The sequence below is a fragment of the Rhizobium sp. BT04 genome (assembly GCF_030053135.1).
Taxonomy (GTDB): domain Bacteria; phylum Pseudomonadota; class Alphaproteobacteria; order Rhizobiales; family Rhizobiaceae; genus Rhizobium; species Rhizobium binxianense.
Genome location: NZ_CP125652.1, coordinates 2,165,944 through 2,179,240 on the forward strand (window position 1 = coordinate 2,165,944; position 13,297 = coordinate 2,179,240).

A 13,297-nucleotide genomic window follows, 5' to 3' on the forward strand; every position below is an offset into this window, starting at 1 on the left:
CGGCCGCTTGGATGAAGCAGCCCCGACATTGTGCAATGGATACTCGCGACCGTTGCCGCCAGCAAGCAGTAGGAAAACCATACCGATGGCTAGGAACGGCGACGTCGCCGCCCTCGAAACGAAGCGCTGCGCTCGCCATTTCGGCAGGACGGCTTTGTCGGAATGGTGCGGAAAGTCGTCTTCCTTCAGGACTTCGGAGCAGGCTTTTCCACATGGCCGCCGAAGCCTGCGCGCATCGCCGACAGCACCTTATTGGCGAATTCGTCATTGTCGCGCGAGGAGAAGCGGCCGTAGAGCGCGGCACTCAGCACCGGCGTCGGCACGCTTTCGTCGATTGCCGCCATGATCGTCCAGCGGCCTTCGCCGCTATCGGAGACGCGGCCGGCATATTTCGACAGCGCCGGATCGGCATGCAGCGCATCGGCTGTAAGATCGAGCAGCCAGGAGGTGATGACGCTGCCGCGGCGCCAGACTTCGGCGACATCCTGCAGGTTGAAATCATACTGGAAATGTTCCGGATGGGCGAGCGGCGCGGTTTCCGCATCGGCCTCATGCGAGGCGGCGCCGATATTGGCGTGTTTCAGAATATTGATACCTTCGGCATAGGCGGCCATCAGACCGTATTCGATGCCGTTATGCACCATCTTGACGAAATGACCGGCGCCATGCGGGCCGCAATGCAGGTAACCCTGCTCCGCGGTGCTGGCTGCAGCCGCTTCGGCGCTCCGGTTCGGCGAGGCTTCCGTCTTGCCGACGCCGGGCGCCAGCGTCGCGAAGATCGGGGAAAGGTGTTCGACGATGCCCTTCTCGCCGCCGATCATCAGGCAATAACCGCGCTCGAGGCCGAAGACACCGCCGCTTGTGCCGACATCGACATAGTGGATGCCCTTGGTGATGAGGTCGGCGCCGCGACGAATGTCGTCATGGTAATAAGAGTTGCCGCCGTCAATGACGATATCGCCATTCTCAAGCAGCGGCACCAGGCTCGCCAGCACCTTGTCGACGATCGCCGCCGGCAGCATCAGCCAGATCGCGCGCGGATGGGTGAGCTTCGAGACGAATTCCTGGAGCGAAGCACTGCCGATCGCACCGAGGCCTGCGAGCTCGGCAACGCTTTCCGGCCTGGCGTCGTAGACGACGCATTCGTGACCGCCTCGCATCAAGCGCTGGACCATGTAATTGCCCATGCGGCCCAAACCAACCATGCCAAGCTGCATAATGAATCTCCTGGAAACCGAAATGAAGTCTCGAATCCGGAAATTAGCACCCGCAGTGTGACAGGCAAGCGAAGTCTCGACCTGATTGGCGAATGCGACGATTGCGCCGCCGATCTCCTGCAGACCGATGCGCTCGTCAAGCGTCAGGTGCGCTGGCCGGCTCTCCCTTCATTTCGCTGAGGAACATGCCCTCCCGCAGATTGATGCCGTATTCGACGAAGGCCTTCATGCAGCAGAGCATCTGCGTCCAGCCCTCGCAGTTGAGATAGGTGCCGCGCCGACCGGCATCGTCTTCGCGCCAGCCGGTTTCGGCGATGGTCACCAGCGTGCCGCCATCCTCCAGCGGTTTGAAGTTCATCTCCACCATCGTCTTATAGGTCGCCTTATCTTCGGCGGTGCCGCCGTCCCAACTGAGCACGATGCGGCTTTCGGGCACGAGTTCGACCACCTCAACCGCAGCATCCTTCCACCAGGTTACCGTCGTGCCCTGGACGAGCGGCGCGCTCGCCCCGCCGATCGTGGTGAAATAGCTGCTGAGCTTCTTCGGGTTGACGACGGCGTCGAATACCTCTGCGACGGGACGTCCGATGCGGCCGGAAACACGGATTCCGAGAGACATGGCACTTCTCCTCTTCTCCATTGCTGTTTGTCATGGCGTCCAGCGTCATTGTGTTATAAAAACATAACATGTCAAGCGAATCAAAAGACGATCCGGTTTTCAAGGCGCTGGCCCACCATCGCCGCCGCGAAATCCTCGACCGGCTCAAGGATGGCCCCCGGACCACAGGGACGCTTTGCGAGATGTTTCCGCAGATGGACCGCTGTACGGTAATGCAGCATCTGAAAGTGCTGGAGGAAGCCGATCTGGTCATCGCCAGGAAGGAGGGCCGCGAGCGCTGGAACCACTTAAACAGCCTGCCGATCAAGCACATTTACGACCGTTGGATCAGCGCCTATGCCGGCCATGCGCTCTCTATACTCGACCGGCTGAGAAGCGATCTCGAAGGCCAGCCGGAAGAGTGATCCGCGCAACCCAGCTTGCTGCCCGGTCCGCCGAAGCCTTATGCTGGCAAAAATGGCATGGGATCAGACGGATGACGATATCGGGAGCTGGCATACGCCGCATGCGGCTGCTGCGCGGCATGAAGCAGCAGCATCTCGCCGAACTCCTCGGCGTCAACCAGACGACGGTGTCACGCTGGGAGTGCGGACAACTCGCGCTGTCGCCCGAACAGGCCGTCCAGCTGGAACGGATTTTCGCCTCACCGCGACATGCCGCGGCTGATGCGGCGCTGAAGCGACTGGTCGAGGATTCCGTCCGACCGGTGCATCTGATCTGCGACAGCACCCACCGGCTGCTCTCCGCCTCCCGCCCGCGGCAGGCGGAATGGCGGGCGCCGCTCGCTGCCTTTCTCGGCCGCTCGCTTTTCTCCTACGCATCTGCTGAAATCACCGCGGCCGAGCAGTCGCTGGAAGAGCGCGGCTGGCATGAGGGCAGGCTTTCGTCACTGACCCTCGATACCGGCGCCAACGGCAATGCGCTGCTGCCGATCGCCGCCGGCCGCGTGATCTGGGAAAGGATCATGCTTTCCGATGGCAGCGCCGGCCGCCTTGTCACGACCATCGGCGAGCCTGCAGCTTTCCTGCATTCCCGTGCATAATTTATGCGTTGTCCCGGAATGCCGGTCTTTATAGCGTCCGCCTCCTGAACGGTCGGGAGGCGATGTGATGACGATACTGGTGACGGGAAGTGCCGGCCATCTTGGCGAGGCGCTGATGCGCACTTTGAAGGCCGAAAGCCGATGGGTGCGCGGCATCGATATCAAGCCCTCGGCTTTTACCGATATGGTCGGCTCGATCGGTGATCGCGCCTTCATCCGGCAAGCGATGTCAGGCATCAGCTGCGTCATCCATGCCGCGACGCTGCACAAGCCGCATGTGGCGACCCATGACAATCGCGATTTCCTCGACACCAATATCGCCGGCACGCTGAACCTGCTCGAAGCAGCCGTCGCCGCAGACGTCGCAAGCTTCGTCTTCACCAGCACCACCAGCACCTTCGGTGCGGCTTTGACGCCGGCCGCCGGCGCACCGGCAGCATGGGTGACCGAGGACGTGCTGCCGGTCGCAAAAAACATCTACGGTGTCACGAAGCTCGCCGCCGAAGGTCTGTGCGAACTCTTCGCCCGCAAGTCCGGCCTGCCGGTGATCATTCTCAGGACATCGCGTTTCTTTCCCGAAAACGACGACGATCCTGACATTCGCAGCGGCTATCCGGCGGAAAATGCCCAGGCCAACGAGCTTCTTCACCGCCGCGTCGATATCGCCGATGTGGCCGGCGCTCATCTGCTGGCGCTCGAAAAGGCGCCGGCAATCGGCTTCGGCCGCTACATCGTCTCCGCCACGACGCCGTTTCCGGCAAGCGATCTTGCCGCAATCAGGCACGACGCGCCTGCTGTCGTCGAACGGCTGTTCCCAGGTGCAGGCGCCCTCTATGCATCACGCGGCTGGAAGATGTTTCCAACGCTCGACCGTGTCTATGTCAACGCGCGGGCAAGGCGGGAACTCGGCTGGCAGCCGCGATATGATTTCCGTTTCGTGCTCGATTGCCTGCGCGACAACAGGGAATGGCGCAGCCCTTTGGCGCTTGATGTCGGCTCGAAAGGTTACCACGACGTGGTCTTTGCTGAAGGGCCTTATCCCGTGGGATAGGGCAGCAAGCTGGACTGCGGATAGGCGAAAGCCCGACATTCTCCCGGCATGGCCTTTTCGCTGCAAAGCGTCATCCAGATATCATGATGCTGTCATAAACCGTCTGAGGGGATATGGGGCGGCGAAATCCAGGGCGTGTTCTGCCATCGGGAAATCGAATCCAGGGCCGGGGTGTCATTTGAAGCGGTGTCCAGCCCGGGCGGGCCGCTGCAGGAACGCTTTGACCGAGAGGGTATTTCATGAAGAACATCAGATCATACGCGCGGCTGTTTGCCGCCATTATTGCGGCATCCGCCGCCATTCCGGCCGTCGCAAGTGCCGAGAATTCCGCCACTGTCGACGGCCTCGCCTTCGTCAACAAGGGCCTGGTCGGCATCGGCCGCATCCCGGCCAACCAGCGTGACAAATTCGGTGAGACCTTCGGTTCCGGCTCCGGCATGGCGATCGATTCCGCCGCCTGGAGCCGCGACGGCGCCAGCTACAAGGGCACGCTCTACCTGCTGCCAGACCGTGGCTATAACGCCGTCGGCACCGTCGACTATCGTCCGCGCCTGAACACCATCTCGATCGGCCTGACGCCGACCGCTCCGGGTGCGGCACCCGAGGCCGGCAAGGAACAGTCGGGCGTTGACGCAAAGCTCGTCGATTCCACGCCCTTCGTCGACGACAAAGGCGGCGACATGACCGGTCTCGACCCGGAATCCGGCGTCCGCCCCGCTGCCGGCAATTTTCCGCCACTGCCGCAGGCGGTGAACGGCAAGATCGCCCTCGACAATGAAGCCATCATCCGCCTGGCCGACGGCACCATGTTCGTCAGCGACGAATACGGGCCTTATATCTACCACTTCTCGGCCGACGGCCGTCTGCTGTCTGCCACCCAGCCGCCGAAGGCGCTTTTGCCGATGCGCAAGGGCGCGTTGAGCTTTGCCTCCAACAATCCCGGCCCCCGCGCCTCCGCTCCGGACCCGAAGGATCCGGAGACCGGCCGCCAGAACAATCAGGGTCTCGAAGGCATGGCGATGACGCCTGATGGTAAGTTCATCATAGCAGTGCTGCAGTCGGCCGCCCGTCAGGACGGTGGCGATTCCAGTTCGACCCGCCAGAATACCCGCGCCATGGTCTATGACGCCGCCGATCTAAATCACCTGAAACTGGTGCACGAATATGTCGTGCCGCTGCCGGTGTTCAAGGACGCCAAGGACAAGACGACGATCGCCGCAGAGAGCGAAATCGTCGCCCTTTCCGACAAGACCTTCCTGATGCTCGCCCGCGACAGCGGCAACGGCCAGGGTCTGAAGGGCGATACCTCGCTCTACCGCAAGATCGACATCGCAGACCTTTCCAAGGCGACCGATATCGCCGGCAGCGATTTCGATGCAGGCAAGCCGATCGCGCCGAAGGGCGTCCTCGATCCGTCACTGACGCCGGCGACGCGGACACCACTCATCGACCTCAACGACAAGGCCGATCTCGCCCGCTTCGGCCTGCACAACGGCGCGCCGAACGACAAGAACAATCTGTCGGAAAAATGGGAAGCCATGGGTCTGGCAAGCGTTCTCGACCCGAACCTGCCGGACGATTATTTCCTGTTCGTCGCTAATGACAACGACTTCCTCACACAGGATGGTTTCCAGGTGGGCGCCGCCTACAAGGCGGACGGTGGTGCCGATGTCGACACCATGTTCCAGGTCTTCCAGGTCACCCTTCCGGGCTTGAAGAAATAGCGGATGCGTTGAAAATGGCGGACGCTGCAGCCGCGTTCGCCGTCTTCGTCGTGATGAAGAGGAAAGGTGCGATCCACGACCACCGATGGATGTTTACGATCCTGGGTGCCTACAAACGTAGGTGGGCGCCGTGTGTCCAGGCCCACGGGCCTGGCCAGGGACAGCTCCCTTTGGATCGAGTATGGCCCCAGGGATTGTGGTTCCTGTCGAGAGGCGCAGACCGCACCGCGATATATAAGGACGTTTGCGCGGGCGCGCCAGTGGCGGCAGCAAGTCGTCCTTATTTAATTGAGTCAATTGAGTTCGGGGGCGGGCCGGCCGTTCAGTTTATCGGTAATGCCGCGAATGCGGGTTGAAACCTCGCTGAGCGCTGCCGCAAGATTTTCTTCGGTGCGCGCGGTGGCCGCAAGCACCGTGTCGCGGTTGCCGCGCAGCGACTCGAGTTCGGATTCCAGCCCGGCGACGCGGCGCGTCAGCTCGGCAATCTCGTCCATGACCATGATGCCGGCCATGACGGTGATCCTGAGATCGCCGATTTCACCGAACTGGGCCTTGAGATGGCCGACATAGCCGTCGAAGCGGTTGGCGAGATCGGTCAGGTGATCCTCCTGCCCCTCCTCGCAAGCCATGCGATAGGCCTTGCCGTCGATCGTTACCGTCACCTGCGCCATGCCAAACTCTTTCTATCAGCGATCCAGAACCGCGCGGATCGTTTCCATAGCCGTCACCAGCCGCCGCGATACCTCGCGGTTGACCTCCTCCAGCCGGTTGGCGCGGAATTCCGCCTGGTCGAGTTCCTGCGCCAGCCGGGAGCGGTCGGCGTGCACGCGCCGCACCTCGCCTTCGATCTCGCCCTGCTCGCGCTGCCGCTCGACGCGCATGTCGACGGCGTTTTCGAGGCTCGAAATCGCCTGTCTCAATTCGTTGAGCGCTGCTTCCATGGTTTTGCCTGTGGGCATCATGTCTTTCCGATTCCCGCACAGAATCCGCGAATCGGCACGCCGCGCCGATCCTGTGATTTCAAAAGGATATGCCGCTCGTAAACGGCGCGTCAATAAATCCTGTCACTTGCCCACCGACCTATCCTGTGGATGAGCACTTTACACGTGATCGCCATACGAGATTCGTCATTTGTACAATCGCCCGATCAAATGTCAAAAATCGCCGCTGCCTGCCCGGATTTGGCGTCCCATTTATTGACTTGCCAGCCCCAACTGCTATGTGTCTGCCGCTTTCACTCGATGGTCTTGGAGGCTCGAGGCCATCCCCCCGACACCCGGAACTTGCGGAAAAGCCATGACCTCTCCCGAACAACATGACCGGATGGCGAATGCGATCCGTTTTCTCGCCATGGATGCCGTCGAAAAGGCGAACTCCGGTCACCCGGGCATGCCGATGGGCATGGCCGATGTGGCGACGGTCCTGTTCACCAAATATCTGAAGTTTGATCCGAAGAAGCCGCACTGGCCGAACCGCGATCGCTTCGTGCTCTCGGCCGGCCATGGCTCGATGCTGCTCTATTCGCTGCTGTATCTGACCGGTTATCCCGACATGACGGTCGAAGATCTGAAGCAGTTCCGTCAAGTCGGCTCGAAGACCGCCGGCCATCCGGAATATGGTCATGCCACCGGCATCGAAACGACGACAGGCCCGCTCGGCCAGGGCATCGCCAATGCCGTCGGCATGGCGATCGCCGAGCGCAAGCTGCGCGAGGAGTTCGGCTCCGATCTGCAGGACCACTATACCTACGTCATCAATGGCGACGGCTGCCTGATGGAAGGCATCAGCCATGAGGCGATCGCGCTTGCCGGCCACCTGAAGCTGAACAAGCTGATCCTCTTCTGGGACAATAATTCGATCACCATCGACGGCGCCGTATCGCTGTCGGACTCGACTGACCAGATCGCCCGCTTCAAGGCCGTTCACTGGAACACCATCGAGATCGACGGTCACGATCAGGCCGCCATCGCCGAGGCGATCGAAGCCGCCCACAAGTCCGACCGTCCGACCTTCATCGCCTGCAAGACCGTCATCGGCTTCGGCGCTCCGAACAAGGCCGGCAGCCACAAGGTGCACGGCAGCCCGCTCGGCGCCGAAGAAATCGCCGCCACCCGCAAGGCGCTGAACTGGGATTACGAGCCCTTCGTCATCCCTTCCGACGTCCTCGACGCATGGCGCGCAGCCGGCACCCGCTCTGACAATATCGTCAAGGCATGGGAAGAAACCCTCGCCAAAGCCGCCGCCAAGGCCGAATTCACCCGCCGCATGGCAGGCGAGCTGCCGGAAGGCTTCGACGCCGCGATCAGCGCATATAAGAAGAAGCTCGCCGAGACCAAGCCGACGGTAGCGACCCGCAAGGCTTCGGAAGATGCACTCGAGGTCATCAACGGCTTCCTGCCGGAAACGCTCGGCGGCTCCGCCGACCTGACGCCGTCGAACAACACCAAAACCAGCCAGATGCACTCGATCACGCCGACGGATTTCGCAGGCCGTTACGTGCATTGGGGCATTCGCGAGCACGGCATGGCCTCTGCCATGAACGGCATTGCGCTGCATGGCGGCCTCATTCCCTATAGCGGCGGCTTCCTGATCTTCTCGGATTATTGCCGCCCGCCGATCCGCCTGGCGGCGCTGATGGGCATCCGCGTCATCCATGTCCTGACGCATGACTCGATCGGCGTCGGAGAAGACGGCCCGACGCACCAGCCGGTTGAACAGCTCGCTGGTTTGCGCGCCATCCCGAATCTGATGGTCTTCCGGCCTGCCGACGCCACGGAAACGGCGGAATGCTGGCAGATCGCCATCAAGACGCACAACCGTCCTTCGGGCCTTGCACTGACCCGCCAGAACCTGCTCGCCGCCCGTACCGACTATAGTGAAAAGAACCTCTGCGAACAGGGCGCCTACACGCTGGCCGGCAATGCCGACGCCAAGGTGACGATCTTCGCCTCTGGCTCGGAAGTCGAAATCGCCGTTGCCGCTCGCACGGCGCTCGAAGCCAAGGGCGTCACCGTCCGCGTCGTATCGGTTCCCTGCACGGAACTGTTCTTCGAGCAGCCAGACGCCTATCGTAAGGAAGTCCTCGGCAATTCGCCGGTCAAGATCGCTGTCGAAGCCGCCGTCCGCGAAGGCTGGGATGCGTTCATCGGACCGGAAGGCACGTTCGTCGGAATGAAGAGCTTCGGCGCGTCCGGCCCGGTCAAGGACGTCTACAAGCATTTCGGCATCACCGCCGACGCCGTCGTTGCGGCCGCCGAAGCAAAGCTTTAATGAGGGCGCCTTGAGGCGCTCTCCATCTCCTCAATTCCAGGCCCTCTCTATCGGGCCCACCTCTATCGGGAGTGAATGAACATGACAGTCAAGGTTGCCATCAACGGTTTCGGCCGCATCGGCCGTAACGTCCTTCGCGCCATCGTCGAATCCGGCCGCACCGACATCGAAATCGTCGCCATCAACGACCTCGGCCCGGTCGAAACCAACGCTCACCTGCTGCGCTACGACTCGATCCACGGCCGTTTCCCGGCAACCGTGAAGGTCGAAGGTGACACGATCATCGTCGGCAACGGCAAACCGATCAAGGTTACGGCGATCAAGGATCCGGCAACGCTGCCGCACCGCGAGCTCGGCGTCGACATCGCCATGGAATGCACCGGCATCTTCACCGCCCGCGACAAGGCCGCCGCTCATCTGACGGCCGGCGCCAAGCGCGTCATCGTCTCGGCTCCCGCCGATGGCGCCGACCTGACCGTCGTCTTCGGCGTCAACCATGACCAGCTCACCAAGGAGCACCTGGTCGTCTCCAACGCCTCCTGCACCACCAACTGCCTGGTGCCGGTCGTGAAGGTTCTCGACGACGCCGTCGGCATCGACCACGGCTTCATGACCACCATCCACTCCTACACCGGCGACCAGCCGACGCTCGATACGATGCACAAGGACCTGTATCGCGCCCGCGCCGCTGCCCTTTCGATGATCCCGACCTCGACGGGTGCAGCCAAGGCCGTCGGCCTCGTTCTGCCGCATCTGAAGGGCAAGCTCGACGGCACCTCGATCCGCGTTCCGACCCCGAACGTCTCGGTCGTCGACTTCAAGTTCGTCGCCAAGAAGGCGACCAGCGTCGGCGAAATCAACGAAGCCATCAAGGCTGCGGCAGACGGCAAGCTGAAGGGCATCCTCGGCTACACCGACGAGCCGCTGGTCTCCCGTGACTTCAACCACGACAGCCACTCCTCGATCTTCGCAACCGACCAGACCAAGGTCATGGAAGGCAACTTCGTGCGCGTGTTGTCGTGGTACGACAACGAGTGGGGCTTCTCCAGCCGCATGTCCGACACCGCCGTCGCGTTTGCCAAGCTCATCTAAGAGCCTGACTATCGACGATCGCAAGCGGCCCGGGAAACCGGGCCGTTTTGTTATACGCGCTCATGTCGCATCATTTCCCATTTCCAGCACCGGATCTGGTAGGATAAGCGGCCTTGGGCATACGACATGCACAGACCGCCAGTAGCCTCGGCTCCGAAGCCGGCCACGGCGTCATCGATAACCCCTGCAGCCGCATCGCCGTCTGGGGGAGATAAAGAGAGATGGATGGATTACTTTACCGTTGAAATCGCCGGCCGTGCCGTTGCCAGCTTTCGCTCCGAAAATGACGAGGAAGCGACGCATTTCTTCGAGGCGGAGGATTTTCGAGACGATCTGACCATCCTGGAGTCCGAAGGCAAGCCCCTTTGGGACCGCAAGGCGAGCCTGAGTTTGCGCAAGGCGACCGCCGAGGAAGCAAGCGAAGTCGAGCACGCCTATGAATTCGACGATGATCCCGAACGGACGATCGAGGACGAATTCGTCGTTTTCCTGGTTCCGGTCGCGGATCTCACCGACGAGGGCGACGACACGGAAGACTGACCGGCGATCCGCATCTTTTTCCGGTTCCCGCCACATCGAAGCGACGGGTTCGATGTGGCGTTGCCGCTTGCAGAACAAGATGGCGGTGCAGTCGCGTCACGGATTGGCCATCCGCTGGCCAGGCGTGATAGATTGAGGACATCCACAGCGCGGCATAATGGCTGAAATGATCCAAGCGGAGGTGATAAATGGCAGAGGCACAGAAACGCTTGTCCCACACCACCCTCAAGCGGCGGCAGCGGTTTCACCCCAAGCGGGACGTCAGGCCTGCCGTTCTGGCAAAGGCCAATCGTCTGGTCGTCTGGTTCGCCGCGTTCATCGGCCTCTCGTTTCTCGCCATCGTCATACTTCAGGCCGTGTTGGGATAGCAGAGCAACGACTGGCCCTTCTGGCACAAATCCACAGCCGGTTGCGCGCGCGCGACCGCCGGCATTTCCTACCCGCGAAAAATCTCCGCAGTCCACATCCGCGCCTGCAATCCACTCCTAGTCATTGGACTGGTCAAACGGGCCGCGTGAACGCAGGAGCCTGTCTTATCCTGTTGCCGTTGCAGATGCCGGCAGGAAATATTCGTGCCTTTCTCTTTTGCCCTGCTCTCGCCTGATTTTCCTATACATTCTTTATAGAGAATTTCTCCCGTAGCATTCCAAGTCGGTTGGCCGTCCGGCAGCCGTTCAGCAGCATGATGCAGCGTCGCGACGAGGTTAAGCCGCAAGGCCTACCCTTCTCTGGCGTTTTGCCGTTTACTGATGGACCGCCGCGCGTGAGGGAGAGTTTGGAATTCAGGCGGCTCGGTCCGGGTGGCCGCCAAGCAGTCGTTGGAAAGGGGTGGGCATGGAAGCGTTCTACATCGTGGTGCTGGTCTCGACGGCGCTCGTGCTTCTTGCCGCTTTTTCAAGCCTGCTCGCCTTTCGCTTCGGCGCCCCCCTGCTGCTGCTTTTCCTGATGATCGGCCTTGCCGCCGGTGTCGACGGCCTCGGCATCGAGTTCAGCAACAATTACCTCGCCTATATTCTCGGCTCCATCGCGCTGGCCGTCATCCTGTTTGATTCCGGCTTCGGCACCCCGATGCAGGCCTTTCGGCTGGCGGCCGTGCCCTCGCTGGCGCTCGCCTCGGTCGGCGTGCTGATCACCGCCTCGCTCTTTGCCTTCGCCGCCATGTGGCTTTTGAATTTCACCTGGCTGGAAGGCCTGCTGCTCGGCTCGATCGTCGCATCGACGGATGCCGCCGCCGTCTTCTTCCTGCTGCGCATCGGCGGCATCAATATCCGCGACAAGGTGCGCTCGACGCTGGAGGTCGAATCCGGCACCAACGATCCGATGGCGATCTTCCTCACCATCGCCCTTGTCGAGGTGCTGGCGAGCGGCGAGCGGTATGCCGGCATCAATATCGGCATGCTCGCCATGTTCGTGCAGCAGATGGGCCTCGGCGTCATTCTCGGCCTGCTCGGTGGCATGATGATCGTGCTGATCGTCAGCAAGCTCGATACCGATCGCGGCCTGACGCCGATCTTCGTGCTGGCGCTCGCCCTTCTCGTCTTCTCCTTCACCGGTGCTGTCGGCGGCAGCGGTTTCCTCGCCGTCTATGTCGCCGGCATCTACGCCGGAAACCGCAAGATGCAGGCGATCGGCACCATCAAGCGCTTCCAGGACGGCATGACCTGGCTGGCGCAGATCATCATGTTCCTTGTGCTCGGCCTGCTCGCCACGCCGTCGCAATTCCCTGCGATCATTGTCCCGGCCATTCTGCTTGCGCTCTTCCTGATCTTCGTCGCCCGACCCTTAGCAGTCTGGCTGTCGCTGCTTCCCTTCGATTATACGCAGCAGGAGATCGGCTTCGTTGCCTGGGTCGGCCTGCGCGGCGCCGTCTCCATCCTGCTGGCCATCATGCCGATCCTCGGCGGGCTCCCGAATGGTCAGATCTATTTCAACACGGCCTTCATCATCGTGCTGGTCTCCCTCCTCCTCCAGGGCTGGACGATCAAGCCCGTCGCCAAGAAGCTCGGCCTGATCATTCCACCGCGCATCGGCGCGGTCGACAAGGTCGAGGTCGACCTGCCGGGCGCGGCCAACCACGAGCTGCTCTCATACCGCGTCATCAAGGATAGCCCGGTGCTGCGCGGCGAGCGCATTCCGCGCTGGGCGACACCCTCGCTCGTCATCCGTGACGGCAAATCGATGCGCTACCAATATGCCGGGCGGCTGCGCGAGCACGATCTCGTCTATCTCTTCATCGTACCGAGTTATTCCCGCCTGCTCGACCGGCTGTTCGCCAGCCGTGCGCCGGTCGATGAGGACGATGCCGAATTCTTCGGGGCTTTCGCACTCTCCCCGGCCCGCCCCGCCGCGGATCTCGACGCCGCCTATGGTCCCGGCCTACTCAACGAATCCGAAAAGGGCCTGACGATCGCCGAGCTGATGCGGCAGCGCCTCGGCGGCAAGGCCGATTATGCCGACCGCGTCCGCCTCGGCTCGATCATTCTCATCGTTCGCGATCTCGACGAGCACGACCACATCACCTCCGTCGGCATGTCGCTCGAAGCCGTTGAACCGGCGATCACGCTGCCGATCTTCATCAATCTCAAGGAGATCATTCAGCGCATCCGCGACCGGCTGAACGGGCGCCGGAACCGTGAAATCAAGACCTCCGAAAGCGCATCGAAAGCCACGGCCGGACGCGACGAAGGCACACACGAAAACGGCCGTTGAACGCCTTGCGTCTCGAATGATCCTTGCTATGGT

At 61.8% G+C, this 13,297-nt stretch carries 13 protein-coding genes and 1 other RNA gene; 9 read left to right on the plus strand and 5 right to left on the minus strand.

Annotation, left to right across the window (positions count from 1 at the left end; genetic code table 11):
* Positions 1-185 precede the first annotated feature (185 nt).
* Both gnd and QMO82_RS19145 read right to left on the minus strand, forming a co-directional pair.
* Positions 186-1,217, minus strand: coding sequence for a phosphogluconate dehydrogenase (NAD(+)-dependent, decarboxylating) (gene gnd, locus QMO82_RS19140; RefSeq protein ID WP_183609590.1), 1,032 nt, complete (start codon positions 1,215-1,217; stop codon positions 186-188).
* A gap of 136 nt (positions 1,218-1,353) precedes the next feature.
* Positions 1,354-1,836, minus strand: coding sequence for an SRPBCC domain-containing protein (locus tag QMO82_RS19145; RefSeq protein WP_183609589.1), 483 nt, complete (start codon positions 1,834-1,836; stop codon positions 1,354-1,356).
* A gap of 68 nt (positions 1,837-1,904) precedes the next feature.
* Between QMO82_RS19145 and QMO82_RS19150 the strand changes: the two genes are divergently transcribed.
* The 4 genes from QMO82_RS19150 (at position 1,905) to QMO82_RS19165 (ending at position 5,653) form a co-directional block, all read left to right on the plus strand.
* A complete protein-coding gene (locus QMO82_RS19150; protein ID WP_183609588.1) occupies positions 1,905-2,240 on the plus strand; it encodes a helix-turn-helix transcriptional regulator in 336 nt (111 codons plus the stop codon).
* A gap of 71 nt (positions 2,241-2,311) precedes the next feature.
* Positions 2,312-2,878 (plus strand): helix-turn-helix transcriptional regulator, encoded by a 567-nt coding sequence (locus QMO82_RS19155; RefSeq protein WP_183609587.1) that lies wholly within the window; start codon positions 2,312-2,314, stop codon positions 2,876-2,878.
* Between the two features lie 67 nt (positions 2,879-2,945).
* Complete coding sequence (locus QMO82_RS19160) at positions 2,946-3,929, plus strand: NAD(P)-dependent oxidoreductase (protein WP_183609586.1); 984 nt, start codon at positions 2,946-2,948, stop codon at positions 3,927-3,929.
* Between the two features lie 239 nt (positions 3,930-4,168).
* A complete protein-coding gene (locus QMO82_RS19165) occupies positions 4,169-5,653 on the plus strand; it encodes an esterase-like activity of phytase family protein (protein WP_183609585.1) in 1,485 nt (494 codons plus the stop codon).
* Between the two features lie 66 nt (positions 5,654-5,719).
* Here the strand turns inward: QMO82_RS19165 and ssrS are convergent.
* The 3 genes from ssrS to QMO82_RS19180 all read right to left on the minus strand — a co-directional run bounded on the left by ssrS (position 5,720) and on the right by QMO82_RS19180 (position 6,615).
* A non-coding RNA gene (gene ssrS / locus QMO82_RS19170) (6S RNA) lies at positions 5,720-5,878 on the minus strand.
* Between the two features lie 68 nt (positions 5,879-5,946).
* Positions 5,947-6,324 (minus strand): cell division protein ZapA, encoded by a 378-nt coding sequence (locus QMO82_RS19175; RefSeq protein WP_183609584.1) that lies wholly within the window; start codon positions 6,322-6,324, stop codon positions 5,947-5,949.
* 15 nt (positions 6,325-6,339) lie between these two features.
* Complete coding sequence (locus QMO82_RS19180) at positions 6,340-6,615, minus strand: DUF4164 domain-containing protein (protein ID WP_012758879.1); 276 nt, start codon at positions 6,613-6,615, stop codon at positions 6,340-6,342.
* Positions 6,616-6,949: 334 nt separating this feature from the next.
* Between QMO82_RS19180 and tkt the strand changes: the two genes are divergently transcribed.
* The 5 genes from tkt (at position 6,950) to QMO82_RS19205 (ending at position 13,264) form a co-directional block, all read left to right on the plus strand.
* A complete protein-coding gene (gene tkt, locus QMO82_RS19185) occupies positions 6,950-8,923 on the plus strand; it encodes a transketolase (RefSeq protein ID WP_183609583.1) in 1,974 nt (657 codons plus the stop codon).
* 81 nt (positions 8,924-9,004) lie between these two features.
* Complete coding sequence (gene gap / locus QMO82_RS19190) at positions 9,005-10,015, plus strand: type I glyceraldehyde-3-phosphate dehydrogenase (RefSeq protein WP_183609582.1); 1,011 nt, start codon at positions 9,005-9,007, stop codon at positions 10,013-10,015.
* A 225-nt stretch (positions 10,016-10,240) separates the two neighbouring features.
* Positions 10,241-10,555 carry a hypothetical protein gene (locus QMO82_RS19195; protein WP_183609581.1) on the plus strand — a complete coding sequence of 105 codons (315 nt, stop codon included), beginning with the start codon at positions 10,241-10,243 and terminating at the stop codon, positions 10,553-10,555.
* A 188-nt stretch (positions 10,556-10,743) separates the two neighbouring features.
* Positions 10,744-10,923 carry a hypothetical protein gene (locus QMO82_RS19200; protein ID WP_183609580.1) on the plus strand — a complete coding sequence of 60 codons (180 nt, stop codon included), beginning with the start codon at positions 10,744-10,746 and terminating at the stop codon, positions 10,921-10,923.
* Positions 10,924-11,389: 466 nt separating this feature from the next.
* Positions 11,390-13,264, plus strand: coding sequence for a potassium/proton antiporter (locus tag QMO82_RS19205; protein ID WP_183609579.1), 1,875 nt, complete (start codon positions 11,390-11,392; stop codon positions 13,262-13,264).
* Positions 13,265-13,297: the final 33 nt, after the last annotated feature.